The sequence below is a fragment of the Arthrobacter sp. B2I5 genome (assembly GCF_030816735.1).
In the GTDB taxonomy this organism is placed as follows: Bacteria; Actinomycetota; Actinomycetes; order Actinomycetales; family Micrococcaceae; genus Arthrobacter.
In genome coordinates this window covers 1,295,363-1,312,149 of record NZ_JAUSYF010000001.1, presented here as the reverse complement: position 1 = coordinate 1,312,149, position 16,787 = coordinate 1,295,363, and the positions used below count along the sequence as shown (strand labels likewise).

At 65.9% G+C, this 16,787-nt stretch carries 12 protein-coding genes and 2 tRNA genes; 5 read left to right on the top strand and 9 right to left on the bottom strand.

Annotation, left to right across the window (positions count from 1 at the left end; translation table 11 throughout):
* Positions 1-202: 202 nt before the first annotated feature.
* Together QFZ60_RS06275 and QFZ60_RS06270 are read left to right on the top strand one after the other, a co-directional pair.
* A complete protein-coding gene (locus QFZ60_RS06275; RefSeq protein ID WP_142031745.1) occupies positions 203-811 on the top strand; it encodes a sigma-70 family RNA polymerase sigma factor in 609 nt (202 codons plus the stop codon).
* A 10-nt stretch (positions 812-821) separates the two neighbouring features.
* A complete protein-coding gene (locus tag QFZ60_RS06270) occupies positions 822-1,700 on the top strand; it encodes an anti-sigma factor (RefSeq protein WP_307093226.1) in 879 nt (292 codons plus the stop codon).
* A 91-nt stretch (positions 1,701-1,791) separates the two neighbouring features.
* Here the strand turns inward: QFZ60_RS06270 and QFZ60_RS06265 are convergent, their stop codons facing one another.
* From QFZ60_RS06265 to QFZ60_RS06250, 4 genes are all read right to left on the bottom strand, one after another.
* Positions 1,792-2,571 carry a PIG-L deacetylase family protein gene (locus QFZ60_RS06265; RefSeq protein ID WP_373427663.1) on the bottom strand — a complete coding sequence of 260 codons (780 nt, stop codon included), beginning with the start codon at positions 2,569-2,571 and terminating at the stop codon, positions 1,792-1,794.
* A 4-nt stretch (positions 2,572-2,575) separates the two neighbouring features.
* Positions 2,576-3,523, bottom strand: a complete 948-nt coding sequence (locus QFZ60_RS06260) for an electron transfer flavoprotein subunit alpha/FixB family protein (protein ID WP_307089077.1) — start codon at positions 3,521-3,523, stop codon at positions 2,576-2,578.
* A 13-nt stretch (positions 3,524-3,536) separates the two neighbouring features.
* Positions 3,537-4,328, bottom strand: a complete 792-nt coding sequence (locus QFZ60_RS06255; RefSeq protein ID WP_307089075.1) for an electron transfer flavoprotein subunit beta/FixA family protein — start codon at positions 4,326-4,328, stop codon at positions 3,537-3,539.
* 239 nt (positions 4,329-4,567) lie between these two features.
* Positions 4,568-6,166 (bottom strand): S1C family serine protease, encoded by a 1,599-nt coding sequence (locus QFZ60_RS06250; RefSeq protein WP_307089073.1) that lies wholly within the window; start codon positions 6,164-6,166, stop codon positions 4,568-4,570.
* A gap of 281 nt (positions 6,167-6,447) precedes the next feature.
* On the opposite strand from QFZ60_RS06250, the gene QFZ60_RS06245 reads away from it, so the two are divergent.
* From QFZ60_RS06245 to QFZ60_RS06235, 3 genes are all read left to right on the top strand, one after another.
* Complete coding sequence (locus QFZ60_RS06245) at positions 6,448-8,502, top strand: TPM domain-containing protein (protein WP_307089070.1); 2,055 nt, start codon at positions 6,448-6,450, stop codon at positions 8,500-8,502.
* Positions 8,503-8,610: 108 nt separating this feature from the next.
* The gene (locus QFZ60_RS06240) at positions 8,611-9,399 is read left to right on the top strand and encodes a PspA/IM30 family protein (protein ID WP_307089068.1); all 789 of its coding nucleotides are present in this window, start codon (positions 8,611-8,613) and stop codon (positions 9,397-9,399) included.
* A gap of 87 nt (positions 9,400-9,486) precedes the next feature.
* The gene (locus QFZ60_RS06235; RefSeq protein WP_307089066.1) at positions 9,487-10,911 is read left to right on the top strand and encodes a deoxyribodipyrimidine photo-lyase; all 1,425 of its coding nucleotides are present in this window, start codon (positions 9,487-9,489) and stop codon (positions 10,909-10,911) included.
* 7 nt (positions 10,912-10,918) lie between these two features.
* On the opposite strand, the gene QFZ60_RS06230 is transcribed toward QFZ60_RS06235, so the two are convergent.
* The 5 genes from QFZ60_RS06230 to QFZ60_RS06210 all read right to left on the bottom strand — a co-directional run bounded on the left by QFZ60_RS06230 (position 10,919) and on the right by QFZ60_RS06210 (position 16,768).
* Positions 10,919-11,851 (bottom strand): cytochrome b/b6 domain-containing protein, encoded by a 933-nt coding sequence (locus QFZ60_RS06230; protein WP_307089064.1) that lies wholly within the window; start codon positions 11,849-11,851, stop codon positions 10,919-10,921.
* Positions 11,852-11,989: 138 nt separating this feature from the next.
* Positions 11,990-12,063 (bottom strand) — tRNA-Met (locus QFZ60_RS06225).
* 155 nt (positions 12,064-12,218) lie between these two features.
* A tRNA-Met gene (locus tag QFZ60_RS06220) sits at positions 12,219-12,292 on the bottom strand.
* Positions 12,293-12,412: 120 nt separating this feature from the next.
* A complete protein-coding gene (locus QFZ60_RS06215; protein ID WP_307093222.1) occupies positions 12,413-15,391 on the bottom strand; it encodes a UPF0182 family protein in 2,979 nt (992 codons plus the stop codon).
* A gap of 162 nt (positions 15,392-15,553) precedes the next feature.
* On the bottom strand, positions 15,554-16,768 hold the full coding sequence (locus QFZ60_RS06210; RefSeq protein WP_307089062.1) for a PDZ domain-containing protein: 1,215 nt from the start codon (positions 16,766-16,768) through the stop codon (positions 15,554-15,556).
* Between the last annotated feature and the right edge of the window lie 19 nt (positions 16,769-16,787).

Sequence of the window (16,787 nt, the reverse complement as noted above, 5' to 3'; positions counted from 1 at the left end):
CCGGATCGATTACCCCTGCCGAACAATTTCTTCACCCGCTGTCCCATCCGCCCCCGCTCCGGCATCGAATGACTCTTGACGAACATTCGAGCGGAGCAAGGAGCGGCAGGTGACTCTACTGGAGGCAGGATCCCGGCAGACGGGCCGCAGCCGGAACGGCACTGCTGAGGATTCGCCGCCCGGAGACTTATGCTTGGACTTAATGGAAACTCCCAACGCGCCAAATTCTGAGGGCTCCGCCGCGGTGACTGACCCACCTGCAGACCTCAGCCAACGCCTCTCGGTCCTGCTGGCGGGCATTGCCCGCGGGGACCAGGCGGCTTTTGCCGAGTTTTACCAGCTGACCTCCCGCAGGGTCTTCGGCATGGCACGGCGGGTCCTGATCGATCCCGAACTCAGCGAGGACACCACGCAGGAAGTCTTCCTGCAGGTCTGGCAAAACGCGGCGAAGTTTGATCCGCAGGCAGGGAGCCCGCTCTCCTGGCTGATGACCATCTCCCACCGGCGGGCTGTGGACAAGGTGCGGTCGTCACAGTCCTCCACCGACAGGGAAGCCAAGTACGGGGCCAGTACCCAGGACATCGACCACGACAGCGTGTCCGACGAAGTGGGCAGCCGGCTGGAAGCTGAGGCGGTGGTGCGCTGCCTGGGGACGCTGACCGAAACACAGCAGGAATCCGTGCGCCTGGCCTACTACGGCGGCCTCACCTACCGGGAGGTTGCGGAACGGCTGAATGCGGCGGTGCCCACCATCAAGTCCCGCATCCGCGATGGACTGATCCGATTGAAGACCTGTTTGGGGGTGAGTTGAGATGAGCGGAATGGATGAAGCCCGCAACGGCGGTTCGGGTTCCTTCGGCGACACTGTCGCCATGGACCTGGCCTCAGGCCGCGCCGTGGACCTGGCCGAGCTTTACGCCCTCGATGCTGTCACGGAGCAGGAACGCGGCGCCATTGACCTCTATATCTCCACGGCCCCGGAAGCGGAACGCCGAGCCTTCCTCGAGCGCGTCCGGCAGTCCCGGGAGACGCTGGCCCGCACCTTCCGCGCGGAGGAGGCGCCGCCGTCGGACCTGTTTGACCGGATCGTCGCGCAGCTGCCTGCCCAGCTCCCCGGGCAGGACAGACTGCCTGGCGGAGGCGCGCCGGCACCAGCCGGAAGCAGCGCTCCAACTCCTCTTCACGTCGCCCCTGGCGGGCCGGACGCACGTGACGAGCTGGCGCAGGCCCGCAAGCGGCGGGAGGAACGGCGCGGCCCGTCCGGCGCCCGGCGCTGGCTCATCGGTGTGGCGGCGGCAGCAGCCATCGCCCTGGGCGGTGTGGGCGTGGGCGCCTACATGGCCGACCAGAACGACCCCGTCAACCAGGTGGCCAGGGCCGGGGACCTGCGCGAGGCTTCCGTGAACGTTATAGGCGGCGGCAAGGCCACCCTCCTGATATCAGCGTCGGAGGACGCTGCCGTGGTGAAGATGAGCGGCGTGCCCGCTCCCCCGGCCGGCAAGGTGTACCAGATGTGGCTGATCCCCAAGGACGGCTCCGCGCCGGTGTCGCAGGGGCTGATGGACGAACAGGCCCTGTCCAAGCCGGCAGTGGTCCAGGGAATCCACTCGGCTGCCTCACTGGGGATCACCGTTGAACCGGCCGGCGGGTCCAAGGCGCCCACGCTGCCTACTGTGGCGGCAGCCCCGCTGGGAGCCTGACCCGGCAGCAAAACGCGCACCAAGCGGCCAGCAAGCGAAAGAAGCGCCCCCGGAACCTTCCCATGGAAGGAACCGGGGGCGCTTCGCTGCCTCAGAAACCTGCGATTGTCCCGGGCCCGTTGACCGCCACCACGTGGAAGGCTTCCGCGCTGCGCCCGTCCGGCAGCCCGGCCCGGGCGGCGTTGAGCCGCATCCCTTTCCGGACGGTGGCTTCCATGGCGTCCACGTCAGGATGCTGGCTGACATGGACGTGGATGGCGGCCAGTTTCGCATCCACCTGGGCGGTGACGTCCACGAAGTGGTTTTCCCGTTCCTCCGGTCCGGCGTACAGCCACAGCCATGGCAGCTTGTAGGCCGCCAGGCCTGCTTCGGCCAGCTCCGGGTACGCGAAGGGGTTCTCAAGCGCCGGATACACGGCGCGGGTCACGGCTTCCCCCACGGCCAGGTGGTCGGGGTGGCTCTTTTGGATCCGCTGCCAGTTCCGTTCAGGATGCATGGCCAGGACGACGTCGGGACGAAGTTCGCGGATCAGCCGCACCACCGCTTTCATCACCTCGTGCGAGGGCTCGAGGTACCCGTCCCGCTGGTGGAGGTAGTGGATGTCGGTAACGCCCACCAGTTCCGCGGCGCGGCGCTGCTCGGCGTCGCGCATGGCGATGATGTCCGCGCGGTGGGCGGGGTCGAAGCCGCCGGCGTCGCCATCGGTCATGATGCAGTAGCTGACCTCCACGCCTGCCGCCGTCCACCCGGCGATGGTGCCGGCGGCGCCGAAGTCGATGTCGTCAGGGTGGGCCGCAAAACAGAGCACCCGCCCAACCGGGTGCATTTCCGGGTTGAACGGGCTCCCTGCCTGCCCGTGGGAGGCAGTCAACGATTCAGCCTTTTCGCTTCTTGATCTCGGCCGCGGCCTGGGGAAGGACATCGAATACGTCACCGATGATGCCAAAGTCCGCAATTTCGAAGACCGGAGACTCGGCGTCCTTGTTGACTGCGACGATGACCTGGGATGTCTGCATGCCGGCTTTCTGCTGGATGGCGCCGGAGATGCCTGCGGAGATGTACAGCTGCGGGGAAACTGTCTTGCCCGTCTGCCCCACCTGGGCGTCGTGGCTGATCCAGCCCGCATCCGTTGCTGCACGGGAGGCGCCCACGGCGGCACCGAGGGCATCGGCCAGCTCCTCCACCGGACCGAAGTCGCCGTCCATGCCGCGTCCGCCGGCAACCACAATCCGTGCATCCGTCAGGTCTGGCCGGCCGCTGGCCACTTTCTGCTCGCGGGCCGTGATCCGGGCCGCGGCAACCACGGCGGGGACCTCAACAGTCGCCGTTTCGGGGGCGGTGGGCGAAGGAGCAGGTTCCGGGATGACGTTGTTGGCCTTCAGGGTCAGCACGGAAACCGGGGTGGTGGCCCTGCAGGCGGTGCTGTAGGAGCCGGCCAGGACGGACTTGTGGGCAGTGCCGTCGGGGTCCACGGCGACGACGTCGGTGATCACTCCTGCGTTCAACCGGATCCCCACGCGTGCGGCGATCTCCTTGCCTTCCGGCGAGTTGTCCAGCAGCACAATGCCGGCGCCGTTGGCCTCTGCCGCGGCGGCCACGTAGGCGGCCTTGGGTGCAACCAGGAAGTCATCCAGGTCCTGGGCGGACGGGCGCAGGATATTTTCCACGCCGTACTCGGCGAAGGCGGCGGCGACGCCGTCGGAAAGATCCCCGTTGAGCGCCACGGTGCTTCCGCCCAGGGAGCGCGCCAGGGTCAGCAGCTCAAGGCTGCTCTTCTTGAGCGATGCGCCCGGGTTGTCGATGAATACGAGTACTTTTGCCATGTCGATGTCCCTCTTAGAGCAGCTTCTGGGCGGCCAGGAAGTCAACCAGCTTGATGCCGGCGTCGCCCTCGTCGGTGATGATGGTGCCTGCAGTCCGGGGCGGCCGCTGTTCGGCGCTGGCCACGCTGGTCCAGGAACCGGCGAAGCCCACCTGGGCGGGGTCGACGCCGATGTCGGCCAGGGACAGAGTGGTGATGCTCTTGCGCTTGGCGGCGATGATTCCCTTGAAGTTGGGGTACCGGGGCTCGTTGATCTGGTCCGTCACGGATACGACGGCAGGCAGCGGCGCCTCGACGGTCTCCGAGGACGTGTCGGCGTCGCGGCGGGCCGTCAGCCGGCCGCCGTCGACCTCCAGCGTGGAGGCAAAGGTGACCTGGGGCAGCCCGAGCCGTTCGGCCAGCTGTGCCGGGACCAGGGACGTTTCACCGTCGGTGGAGGCCATGCCGGTGAGGACCAGGTCCACGCCGCCCAGGTGCCGGACCGCTGCGGCGAGTGCCAGCGAGGTGGCCGCGGCGTCCGAACCGGCCAGCGCGTCGTCGGTCACGTGGACACCCTCTGTGGCGCCCATCTGGAGGGCCTTCTTGACGGCGTTGACAGCTCCGGAGGGGCCCATGCTGAGGGCGATGACCTGGTTGCCCGCCTTGCTTCCGCCCCTGGCCTCGGTCAGCTGCAGCGCTGCCTCGAGGGCGTATTCGTCAAGCTCGGACAGAATGCTTTCGTCGCGGTCCACGGTGTTGCCCGCACCGCTCAGGTGGCGGTCGAACTGGGCGTCCGGTACATGTTTGACCAGGACTACGATCTTCAATGTCTCTTCCACTGTGTTTACAGCAGCCTTCCATGCTTGTGGACAGCCAGCCGGGTGGGTCATGGCCGCGGAATGCCCGGCAGGCGGGTAGCTCCTAGCTAACCATATCGGCGTGCCCCCGCGCCCTCTTCCGTTAACGCCTGTGTCAGGGCGTGGCCGGGACGCAGCATGACGACGGCGGCGCCCCTTTGGGTGGGAACGCCGCCGTCGTTATTGCTGCAGGGTGGTGCTGCCGGACGTCAGCTGGCCGCCGCACCCAGGCTGACGTCGAACGTCTGCTCCTTGCCGCTGCGCTGGACCGTGATCTTCACGGTGGAGCCTGCCGGCTGTTCGCGGACGGCGGCCGTCAACTGGTTCGGTTCGCCGATGGTGAGGTCGTTGAACTTGGTGATGACGTCACCAACCTTGATTCCGGCCTTTCCGGCCGCCGAGTTGGGGTCAACGGTGGCGACGTCGGCCCCCACCGAGAATTCGGAGGATGCGCCGGATGTGGTCTTGGCTTTGACGCTGACGCCCAGCTGGCCGTGCGAGGCCTTGCCGGTGTCGATGATTTCCTGGGCCACGCGCTTGGCGTTGTTGATGGGGATGCTGAAGCCGACGCCGATGTTGCCGCTCTGCGAGGAGGACGTCCCGGATCCCGCGGAGGCGATGGCGACATTGACTCCGATGATCTCGCCCTTGCTGTTCACCAGGGCGCCGCCGGAGTTGCCGGGGTTGATGGCCGCGTCAGTCTGGATGACGTTGATGGCGATGGAGCCCTCGCCCGAGCTTTGCTGGCTCTGGCCGCCCCCCGGAGGCGCGAACTGGAAGCCCTGGTCGCCGCCCTGGCTGTTGTCACCGCCCTCCGGTGCTGCAGACGATGCGACGCTGATGGTCCGGTTGAGGGTGGAGACGATGCCGTCCGTAACGGTTCCGGTCAGGCCGAGCGGGGATCCGATGGCGATGGCGGTATCCCCCACGTTGAGCTTGCCGGAATCGCCAAGGGTGGCAGGGGTGAGGCTTGAGGTGTCGTCCACCTTGATAACGGCGAGGTCGGACAGGGGGTCGGTTCCCACGAGCTTTGCCGGCAGGACCTTTCCGTCGCTGGTCCGGATTTCGAGGGTGGCGTTGGCGGTCTGGCCATCGAGGGTTACCACGTGCGTGTTGGTCAGGATGTGCCCCTGGTCGTCAAGGACGATGCCCGAACCGGTGCCCCCTGAACTGCCGCTGGTGGCACTGATGGTGACGACGCTGGGCGAGGCCTTTACGGCTGCTGCGGTAATGGCGTTGACGTCGTCCTTGTTGTTGACGATGACGGTCCCGGGCTGGCTGTTGCCGGTGACGGTCGACGTGCTGGACCCGGTGTTGCCGAACAATTCGCCGGCACCGACCGTGGCCACGCCGCCGCCGACGAGGCCTGCTGCGAGGATGCTGGCCACGAGGGTCCCGACGCCGAAGCTGGCCTTACGCCGGGGCGCGTCCTTGGGGTTGGGTGCCAGGCCGATGCTCCCGTTGGGTGTGCCGCGGCCTTCACCGTGCAGGGGCTGGCCGTTCTGCTGCTGGCCGTAGTATCCGGACTGGCCGTAGAACGGCTGCCGCTGCGGGTACACCGGCCGCGGGGCACCCGGTAACTCCTGGGTGTGGTTTTCACGCGGCTGCGGCTGGTCCAGCCGCTCTGTGTGGTTCTGGTAGGCCGCGTGGTTCTGCTGCTCCCCGCTGCTGTTCCCATACTGAGGGGCCGCCTGGCGGTCTCCGGGCTGCTGCTGGTCCTGCCGCTGCGGATCCTGCTGCTGCCACGGGTTCCTGCTGCCCCCGTGCCTGTCCTCCGGGACCGGTCCTGGGGTTTGATTCTCAGTCATGGGACTTCCTTTCATCCTCGTCTGCCATTAACTATGTACCGTCCCGCTGGAACAAGCTCGGATGTTTGCTGGGAGCTTCCTGAACGCCAGGGTGCCGGCCGCCCGGCTGGGCGGCGTTTCGCTGGGGGCATATTCGGCCGCATGGACTGGCTGTGGGGTGCACCATAGAATCAAGATGAATTGCCACAGCGACCTGCGGCTTCACACCAAGCGTGGGGGCGCTGCTGGATTCGACGACTGATTCGTCCCGAATCGGTGTCAGGCGTGCTGAAGGGTTGCACATGCGGTCAAAGTTCAAACGTATCCTCGCCGTGATCGGCCTTGCCGGATTGCTGGCGGTACCCGCCGGCGCCGCGTGGGCCGAAGACCCGGTCACCTTGGATCCTGTAACGAAGATCGTCGACTCAGCCGGCGTTCTGGGCGGCGACAAATCCAAGGTGGAAGATGCCATCAAGAAGCTTGGCACCGAGCGAGCCATGGTTCTCCACGTGGTTACCGTCAAGAAGTTTGAGAATCCCACTGACCGCGAAGCATGGACGGACGCGGTAGCGAAGAAGGCCAATCTGGGGTCAAATGCACTTATCTTCGCCGTCGCGACGGACACTCGGCAGTACATTCTCAACAAGGGCGGCACTAAGATCACGAACGCCCAATTGGAAAACATCAAGACAACCGCCATCGGTCCCCAGTTGGCGTCCGGCAATTATGCTCAAGCAGCAATAGACGCCGCCTCTGCCATCGGTGATGCTGCACAAGGTGGGTCCGGCAAGCTTCCTTCTGATAACGGCGCCGGAGCCGGCGTCCTGGTAGGTGCGGGTGTGGTGGTGGCCGGAGGCGGCGCGTACCTCTACTACCGGAACCGACGGAAGAAGGCTGCCGGCCAGGACGCATCCAGCGGCAGCTATGGGCCCCAGGGCGCCGAGCTGGACCCGCTGGCGTCACTCAGCGTTGAGGAACTCCGCCGGAAGAGCGGTTCCCTGCTGATCGAGGCGGATGACGCCATTAAGACCAGCGAGCAGGAACTAGGCTTCGCCCAGGCGCAGTACGGCGATTCCGCCGTCGGAAATTTCACCAAGGCACTGGCCGAGGCCAAAGCCCACATGACGGAGTCCTTCAAGCTGCAGCAGCAGCTCGACGACCATATTCCGGACACGGAGGAGCAGCAACGGACCTGGCTGGGCGAGATCATCCGCCGCTCCGAGGCCGCCCTGGCATCCCTCCAGGAGCAGAAGGCTGACTTCGATTCCCTGCGTGAGCTGGAGAAGAACGCACCTCAGGCCCTTGCCGCGGTCAACGCCGGAGCCCGCGAAGCGGACGCCAAGATCGCCAGTGCGGAGCAGTCCCTGGCCACCACGCGGTCCAAGTACGCGGACAGTGCACTGACCCAGGTCTCGGACAACATCGTCCAGGCCAAGGAACGCCTCGCCTTCGTGCAGAACGCGTCCGAAACCGCGCAGCAGAAGCTCGGTGAGGGCGAGAGCAGCCTCGCAGCAGTGGCCGTGCGCGCAGCCGAAGAAAGCCTGCACCAGACCAACGTCCTCCTGGACGCCATCGCCAAGGTGGCCACCAACCTCGACGACGCGCGCAACGGCCTGGAAGCGGCCGTGGTGGATACGTCCCAGGACCTGGCCCAGGCAAAGGCCATGATCCAGTCCGGCGCCCACGCCGAGCTGGCCGGGCCGGTGGCCGCGGTGGAGGCCGCACTGGCCCAGGTAAAGAGCGAAATCCAGGGCGGAAAGATCGACCCCATCTCCACCCTGCAGCGGGTCGAAACCGCCCACCAGTCCCTGGACCAGGCCCTGACCGGGATCCGGGACCAGCAGGAGCAGGCGCGGCGCGCGCAGGCATCGCTGCAGCAAACCATCATGTCCGCCCAGGCGCAGATCAGCGCCACGTCCGACTACATCACGGCGCGCCGCGGCGGGGTGGGCACCGAGGCGCGCACCAGGCTGGCTGAGTCGCAGCGCAACCTCGACTACGCGCTGTCCATTGCCCGCACGGACCCTGTCACCGCGCTTACCTACGCACAGCAGGCGCATGCCCTCGCAGCGCAGGCGGCACAGCTGGCCCAGGCCGACGTCGAGCATTTCGACGGCTACGCCAACCAGGGCTACGGCCGGGGCGGCATGTTCGGCGGCGGAGGCGGCGGTGGACTGGGCGGCGCCATCCTGGGCGGCATCCTGATCAACTCCATCCTCAACGGTGGCCACGGTGGCTGGGGCGGCGGTGGAGGCTGGGGCGACGGCGGCGGAGGCGGTGGCTTCGGCGGGGACGGCGGCTTCGGCGGCGATATGGGCGGCTGGGGCGGAGATTCCGGGGGCGGCGGAGACTTTTAGTCGCTATACGAGCTAGACGCTCGCCGGCAGCGGTGGGTGGATGGAAGCACGACACCACTGTTCACGGACGTCAGTGGTCAACAAAGAGCAGGACGAAAGGCAAACACCATGGTTAAGCAGTCCATTTTCGGCCGGATCGCACAGCTGGCAAAGGCGAACATCAACTCTTTGCTGGACAACGCCGAGGATCCGCAGAAGATGCTGGACCAGATGGTCCGCGACTACACCAACAACATCGCCGAAGCAGAGTCTGCGGTGGCGCAGACCATCGGCAATCTCCGTATGCTGGAAGACGACTACAACGAGGACGTCAAGAACGCGCGCGACTGGGGAAACAAGGCACTGGCCGCCTCCCGCAAGGCTGACGAGTTCCGCGCAGCCGGCGACGTTGCCGACGCCGAGAAGTTCGACAACCTGGCAAAGGTGGCCCTGCAGCGGCAGATGTCAGCTGAGAACGAAGCCAAGGGTGCGGAGCCGAGCATCGCCTCCCAGCGCGAGGTGGTGGACAAGCTGAAGACCGGCCTGGACCAGATGAAGAACAAGCTCAACCAGCTGACCAGCAAGCGCAACGAACTGGTGGCCCGGTCAAAGACGGCAGCGGCGCAGTCCCAGGTGCACGACGCCATCAAGAGCATCGACATCATGGATCCCACCAGCGAAGTGGGCCGCTTCGAGGAAAAGATCCGCCGCGAAGAGGCCAAGGTCCGCGGACAGGAGGAACTTGCAGCGTCCAGCCTGGACGCGCAGTTCAACCAGCTGGAGGACCTGGGCGAGCAGACCGAGATCGAGGCCCGGCTCGCTGCGTTGAAGTCCGGCGGTGCCAAGCCTGCCCTCGGTGCCGCCAGTGCCGCACAGTCCGAGTCGACCGTTGAGGAAGCCGACTTCGACAAGCTCTAAAGCCAGCTGGCTTCCACAGGCAAACCAGGCGATGGCCGGGACCGCGGTCCCGGCCATCGCCATGTCCACAGTGTGTAGCGTGGTGGCATGACCTCCCTTCACGAGACCGCATTGGTCTGGCTCCGCGACGACCTTCGCCTGGATGACAATCCGGCTCTGACTGCCGCAGCCGCCCTGGGCCTGCCGCTGACGGTGGTCTACGTCCTGGATGAAGAATCTGCCGGCATCAGGCCGCTGGGAGGCGCAACCCGCTGGTGGCTGCACCATTCGCTGCAGGCCTTGTCCTCCGCCCTTGAGGCCCGCGGTTCGCGTCTGGTCCTTCGCCGTGGGCCGGCCGGGCAGGTGATCAAGGAAGTGGCGGCGCAGACCGGAGCTGCACACCTCTTCTGGAACCGGCGCTATGGCCAGCCCGAGCGAAACATAGACGCCGCCCTTAAGGCGTGGGCCGGGGAAAGCGGCCTGGAGGCGTCAAGCTTCCAGGCAAACCTCCTGTTCGAGCCTTGGACGGTCAGGACCGGCTCCGGAGGCCCCTACAAGGTGTTCACGCCGTTCTGGCGCGCATGCCTTGCCGGCCAGGAGGTCCGGGACCCCCTCGAGCCTCCCGCCGTGATCCCGGGACCTCCGCAACCAGGCCGCCTCCAGGCGGGTGACGACCTCGACAACTGGCGGTTGCTCCCCTCCTCCCCTGACTGGAGCGGCGGCCTCGCCGCCACCTGGACCCCCGGGGAGGAAGGCGCGCACCACCGGTTGGACGACTTCCTGGACGGACCCGCCGGGGAGTACGGAACCGGGCGGAACCTGCCAGGCACCGAGGGAACCAGCCGCCTGTCACCCCACCTGAGATTCGGCGAGATCAGTCCGTTCCGGGTGTGGCACGGGATCCGCCGCCGCTATCCGCAAAAGGTGCCTGCCGACGTCGGGATTTTCCGCTCCGAGCTTGGCTGGCGCGAATTCTGCTGGCAGCTGCTGTACAACAACCCGGAACTGGCCACCCGCAACTACCGGCCCGAATTCGACCGGTTCGCCTGGCAGCAGCCGGGCAGGAGTGAGCTCGAGGCGTGGCAGCAGGGCCGTACGGGCTACCCCCTGGTGGATGCCGGGATGCGCCAGCTCTGGCAGACCGGCTGGATGCACAACCGCGTGCGGATGGCTGCGGCCTCGTTCCTGGTCAAGAATCTACTGACTGACTGGCGGGTCGGAGAGGAATGGTTCTGGAACACCTTGGTGGACGCCGACGCCGCCAGCAACCCGGCTAACTGGCAGTGGGTGGCCGGCTCGGGCGCGGATGCGTCGCCGTATTACCGGATCTTCAATCCGGTCACCCAAAGCAAGAAATTCGACGCCGGCGGCCGGTTTCTGCGCGAGTTCGTCCCGGAGCTCGCCGACCTGGACAACAAATCCATCCACGAGCCCTGGAAGACGGGGGTTCCGGACTATCCCGAACCCCTTGTTGAGCTGCCGGAGTCCCGGGAACGCGCGCTGGCGGCCTACCAGCAGCTCAAGGACGGCTGAGCTGGCCTTAGCGGCTGACCTTGCCCATTAGGGAGGCGATGGGCCGCAGGAAGATGGGGCGGGCCAGGAACCAGGCGGCCACCATGACGGCCACGGAGGCCAGGAACACCCAGAAGCCGAACCAGCCGTCGTCGTCCCTGACCCCGTACATGTGGTTCAGGTTCCGCAGCGCACCGGTGGCGAGCACCAGGAAGACGTGGACCACAATGAAGGCCACGAAGTAGACCATCACCGGGAAGTGGACGGCCCGCGCCCACTCGATGGGGTAGGCCTTGTTCAGGCCCGCCGCCTTCTTTGGCCAGGCGGAGGACATCCGCAGGCCCGTGATGAACGCCAGCGGCGCAGCGATGAAGACGGTCACGAAGTAGGCCAACAGCTGCAGCGCGTTGTAGTTGATCCAGCCGTCTTCCGTAGGCCAGTCCAGCGAGGCGTACTGCAGCGCGGCCGACAACGCATTGGGGAAGATGTCCCAGCTGGTGGGGACGATGCGCATCCATTGCCCGGTGGCGAACAGCAGCACGGCGAAGACGAGCCCGTTCAGGATCCAGAGGGCATCCAGCGTCAGGTGGAACCACAGTTCGAGGGTGATCTTGGTGGGCGCGTTCCTGGTGCGGATCAGGCCCTTATTGTTCCTGGTCCAGTGCCCGCTGGGCCGCGTGGTGGTGCGAACCTGCCACCCTGTGCGGATGATCAGGAGCAGGAAGAAGGCGTTGAGGAAGTGCTGCCACGCAAGCCAGGCGGGAAAACCCACCGGGGCGTTGTCCGGCAGTTCGGACTGGCCTGGGTAGTCCGCGAGAAAGGACGCGACGGCGGGCAGTCCCACGAGCAGCCGGGCCACCAGGACCACCAGGACCAGCGCCGCGAGGACTGCGGGAACCACCCAGTAAAGCCGGGACCGCTTGCCCGTCGCGGCGCCGGGTTTCTTCGTGGGTGTGGCCATCGAACTACATACCTCTCAGGAATGACTGGGACAGCCCGCAGATCGCGGGGCCCTTCGAAAGAGAATACTAGGAACTGTGCGCATCCAAGGAAAAGAAAGGCCCTGACCGGCGTAACTGCCGGTCAGGGCCTTCATAAGTTGCGGGGACAGGATTTGAACCTGTGACCTCTGGGTTATGAGCCCAGCGAGCTACCGAACTGCTCCACCCCGCGTCGCTTGATCAACACTACCCTACTTTCGCGGCCGCCCTGACCACGGTCCACCAGGCCCCTTTGGGACCCGAGCACCGGAGAGGTTGGCCGCGGCAGTGGCTTCAGGGAAAGCAAAAGGCCCGGACATTGTTTCCAATGTCCGGGCCTTTCCTCAGTTGCGGGGACAGGATTTGAACCTGTGACCTCTGGGTTATGAGCCCAGCGAGCTACCGAACTGCTCCACCCCGCGTCGCAAGAACTACTTTACCGGGAGGTGAACCGCAGGCCAAATCGAAGCGGCGTGACGTCCGTTACGCCGGCCCGGCACCCTGGTCCCCGTTGGGGCTTCCGGTGCCGGGCCGCCGTCGTACTACTGGCCCGCTGATGCGGACGGCGTGGCCGAAGGTGAGCTGGAAGCTGCGGGGGCCGGGCTGGCCTCCGGAGCGGTCACCGGGATCTTGGCTTCGGCGTCCATCGCCTTCTTCAGCGCTGCCGCGATCTTCTTCTGCGCTTCGCCGTAGGCAGCGAAGTCACCTGCCGCGAGCGCCGTCTGTCCGGACTGGATGGCCGCGTTCGCCTCATCCAGGGCCGCCTTCAGCTGGGCCTTGGCGTCCGCCTCTGCCGGCGTGGCAGGCGCGGCCGGGCCGGCCGGCGTCTGCCCGTTGTTGGCGGAGTCACCCGCGGCCGCGCCGGAGTCCCCGCCGAAGAGCTGCTTGAGGGCCGCGTCCAGCGTCGGGGCGAAGCCCACCTTGTCGCCGAACGCCACCAGCACGCGCTGCAGTGTGGGGTAAGACGTCTCACCCGTGGACTTGAGGTAAACCGGCTGGACGTAGAGGATGCCGCCGCCGACGGGCAGGGTGAGCAGGTTGCCGTTCAGCACGTCCGATGCACCCTGGCGCAGCAGGTTAAGCGCCTGCGAAACCGTGGGGTCGGAGTTGAACTTGTTCTGCGCCTGCCCAGGACCGGGGACCTGTGTTTCCGGGGGGATCTGCAGCAGCCGCAGTTTGCCGTAGCCTTCCGCCTTCACCCCGGCCTGGTTCCCCGCGTCCGAATCCGCGGCGAGGAAGCCGTACAGGACGTTGCGGGCGTTTCCGTTCACGATCTGCGGGATGAAGGAGGACGTCAGCTGGAACGCCGGCTTCTCCTGGTCCGGCATCTGCAGCGACATATAGAACGGCGGCTGCTTGACGTCGGTATCCACCGTTGGATCGGCGGGGACGCTCCATGCATCGTTGTTCTTGTAGAAGCTGGTGGGATCGGTCACGTGGTACTGCCCCAGGAGCTCACGCTGGACCTTGAACAGGTCCTCCGGGTAGCGGACGTGGCTCATGACTGCCCCGGACATCTCCGAGTATGGCTTCAGGGATGACGGGAAGACCTTCTGCCAGGCCTTGAGGACCGGGTCCGTGTCGTCCCAGGCATAGAGGGTGACCGAGCCGTCGTAGGCATCCACAGTGGCCTTGACCGAGTTGCGGATGTAATTCACCGTGCTGTTGGGCAGGGCCACGGCACGGCCGGAGCTGGTCTGCGAATCAGTGGTGGCATCCGACAGCTGCTTCTGCTGGGAGTACGGGTAGTACTGGCTGGTGGTGTAACCGTCCACGATCCACTTGACCCGGCCGTCCACCACTGCCGGGTAGGCGCCGCCGTCAACCGTCAGGTACGGCGCCACCTTCTGGACCCGCTCACGGGGGTTGCGGTCGTACAGGATCTGCGACTCCGGGTTCACGCCGTCCGAAAGCAGCAGGTCCGAAGACTGGAACTTGATGGCGTAAAGGATCTTGTTGAAGAAGGAGCCAACATTGGGCCCGGCGTTGCCCTTGAACGTGTACTGGGTTTCGCCTTCCCCTTCCTTTCCGGAAGGACGGTCCTGCTCACGCGGCGCGGCGCCGTCGGGGGCACCGACGATCGAGTATTCCGGTGAAGTCTCGCCGAAGTAGATGCGCGGTTCGTAGGTTGTGTCGTTCCCCAGCACGCCGGTGGACGGAATGCCGGACTGCAGGAATTCGGGCTTGCCATCAACGGTGAACTTGTTGCCCTTGGCAGCCACAACCCCGTAACCGTGGGTGTACACCACGTGCTGGTTCAGCCAGCCCTGCTGGTTGGTAGCAACGTTCGTGGGGTTCAGTTCCCGCACCGCGATCACGGTGTCCTGGATCTTGCCGTCCACCTCATAGCGGTCCACGTTGAGGGCCTTGGGGAACTGGTAGTACGCCCGGTACTGTTCCAGCTGCGCAAAGGCGTCCGAGATCAGGTTCGGGTCCAGGAGCCGGATGTTGGCAGTGGTCTGGGCGTCCGGCGCGAGTGCGCCGGTGTTGGCAGTATTGGTTGCGTCGTACCGGGTCTCCTGGATGCCATTCAGGCCGTAGGCCTTGCGCGTGTTCTCGATGTTGCGCTGGATGTACTTGCTTTCCAGCGTCTGCTCGGACGGGCGGACCTGGAACTGCTGGATCACCCAGGGGTACACGCCACCGGCCAGGATGGAGGTGATGATCAGCATGGCCGTGCCGATCACCGGAAGGCGCCAACGGCCGATCACGGCGGCCACGATGAACAGGACGGCCACCAGGACGGCAGCCACCGCGAGGATGGCCTTGGTGGGGATGACGGCGTTGACGTCCGTGTAAAGCGCGCCGGCCCAGCGGCCCCCGTTGCTCTGGACGGAAGAGTAGCGGTCCAGCCAGAAGTTGATGCCCAGGAGCACCAGGAAGGCGGCGCCGGTCACGGCGATATGGATTTGCGCTGCGCGGCTGGTGAAGACGCCGCGTTCCATCAGGCGGATGCTGCCGTACAGGTAGTGCGTGAGGAGGCCGGCGATGCCCGCAATCACCACCACGCTGATCAGGAACCCGGTCACAAACCCGAGGAACGGCAGGGTCATCAGGTAGAAGCTGATGTCCATGTTGAACTGAGGATCAGCCTCACCGAAGCCGACCTGGTTGAAGAACAGCAGGACCTTCTGCCATTGGCTCGCGGCCGCGCTGCCCGCAAACAGGCCGAAGAGGACCGGCAGGCCCACCATGACGATCCGCCGGACCGGCTCCAGCTGGGCCTGGTAGCGGTTGAGGTTGTCCCGGATCTCGGAGTCCGGCGCGTAGACCGGCCTGGCGTTGTAGGCAATCCTGATCGAGAAGAAGACTGCCGAAAACATGATGGCGAAGCCGGCCACGAAGGTGGCGATCTTGGCCAGGTTCTCGGTGACGAAGACTTCGATGAACCCCAGCTGCCGGTACCAGAGGACGTCGGTCCAGACGTTGGCGAAGAAGATGAAGCCCACTACCACCAGGGCAACGACGATCAAGGTGGGCGTCAGCACGCCTCGTCGTGAAGGGGGCCTGCCGGTGGACATGGTGCTGGCGGGACGGGACAAACTGGGTACCTCATAGCTGGTCGTCAGATATTCGAAGCGTGCGAGCGACGTACGGTACCGGTCAAACGGCTGGTTTCGTCCGTCAACTTGTGCCACGAGTGGCGGTAAAGCTTAGTTCCTGTGAGTCTAGTTGCGCCCAGTCTATTTGCTGGCGCAGGCCGGGAGCGCGGATGTGTCCTGTCCGCTTCCGGCCAGTTCCACGGCATGCCGGGCTTCCGAAAGGTTTTCCACGCGGACCACCTGGAGGCCGTCGGGAACATGGCCCGCAACTTCGTCGCAGTTGCCGGCGGGCGCCAGGAACAGGGTGGCGCCGGATGAGCGCGCACCCCGCATTTTCTGTCCGATGCCGCCGATGGGTCCTACCGCGCCGTCCGGTGAGATGGTGCCGGTGCCTGCGACGTGCTTGCCGCCGGTGAGGTCGCCGGGGGTGACCGTGTCGATGATGCCCAGCGAGAACATCAGCCCCGCGCTGGGGCCGCCCACCTTGTCCAGGGAGATCTGCACCTGGAAGGGAAAACTGAACAGGTACTTCAGCATGACGCCGAGGATGAACCGGCCCTGGCCGTTGTCCTTGGGGGTGACCTCGACGGTGACGGGACGGCCGTCGCGTTCCACGGTCACCGATACCGGGGCGCCCTTGCCGGCGGCCAGCTCATCCTGGATCACGCTGAGTGCGGTGATGTCCTTACCGTTGATGGACTTGAGGATGTCCCCCTGCTGGATCTTGCCGGCGGAAGCGGAATCCTTCGACAGGTCTGCGGCCTGGAGCTGCTGGCCGAAGGGAATCCTGAGCTCATTCAAGGCGGAGGCCACGGCGTTCTCCTGGGACGTGGCCATGGCCACCGCACTTTGTTCCTGCGCCTCTTCCCTGGTGGTGCCCGTGGGATAGATCAGTTCCACCGGGTAGACGGCTTTGGACCCGTCCAGCCATGCGGAGAACGCATTGAGGATGCTGACGGAGCCGGTGGGGCCGCCGTCGACATAGACGGTTGTCAGGTCCAGGCTTCCGGCGGCCGGATACGTTTCACGGCCGCTGACATTGATGACGGGATGCCCCTGGCTCTCCCCCAGCGTGTTGTAGGTGGGACCGGGAGATTCGATGACATACGGCACCGGAAGCGTGCCCACGGCAATTCCCAGCCCCAGCGCCGCCAGCCCGGCAACCATCATGGTGGAAAGCCGCTTCCCCCGGCCTCCGCCGTCGAACGCGTTGATGCTGCCGCCCGCAGCCGCTGTGCCGCCGCTGTCCCCCGGGCCTTCCAGCGGGCCGCCGGCACCAAACGGGACGGGATTGGAGAAGGGGGGAAGGTCGGGAACGTGGTCCTCGGAGGGATGGCCGCCACGGGTTGTAGTCACCCCACCAACAGTACGCGGT

What these genes read in the sequence shown, in the direction of transcription:
- QFZ60_RS06275 (WP_142031745.1), top strand. Translation starts at nt 203, where the DNA reads ATGGAAACTCCCAACGCGCCAAATTCTGAGGGCTCCGCCGCGGTGACT.
- QFZ60_RS06270 (WP_307093226.1), top strand. Translation starts at nt 822, where the DNA reads ATGGATGAAGCCCGCAACGGCGGTTCGGGTTCCTTCGGCGACACTGTC.
- QFZ60_RS06260 (WP_307089077.1), bottom strand. Translation starts at nt 3,523, where the DNA reads ATGGCAAAAGTACTCGTATTCATCGACAACCCGGGCGCATCGCTCAAG.
- QFZ60_RS06250 (WP_307089073.1), bottom strand. Translation starts at nt 6,166, where the DNA reads ATGACTGAGAATCAAACCCCAGGACCGGTCCCGGAGGACAGGCACGGG.
- QFZ60_RS06245 (WP_307089070.1), top strand. Translation starts at nt 6,448, where the DNA reads ATGCGGTCAAAGTTCAAACGTATCCTCGCCGTGATCGGCCTTGCCGGA.
- QFZ60_RS06240 (WP_307089068.1), top strand. Translation starts at nt 8,611, where the DNA reads ATGGTTAAGCAGTCCATTTTCGGCCGGATCGCACAGCTGGCAAAGGCG.
- QFZ60_RS06235 (WP_307089066.1), top strand. Translation starts at nt 9,487, where the DNA reads ATGACCTCCCTTCACGAGACCGCATTGGTCTGGCTCCGCGACGACCTT.
- QFZ60_RS06230 (WP_307089064.1), bottom strand. Translation starts at nt 11,851, where the DNA reads ATGGCCACACCCACGAAGAAACCCGGCGCCGCGACGGGCAAGCGGTCC.
- QFZ60_RS06215 (WP_307093222.1), bottom strand. Translation starts at nt 15,391, where the DNA reads ATGTCCACCGGCAGGCCCCCTTCACGACGAGGCGTGCTGACGCCCACC.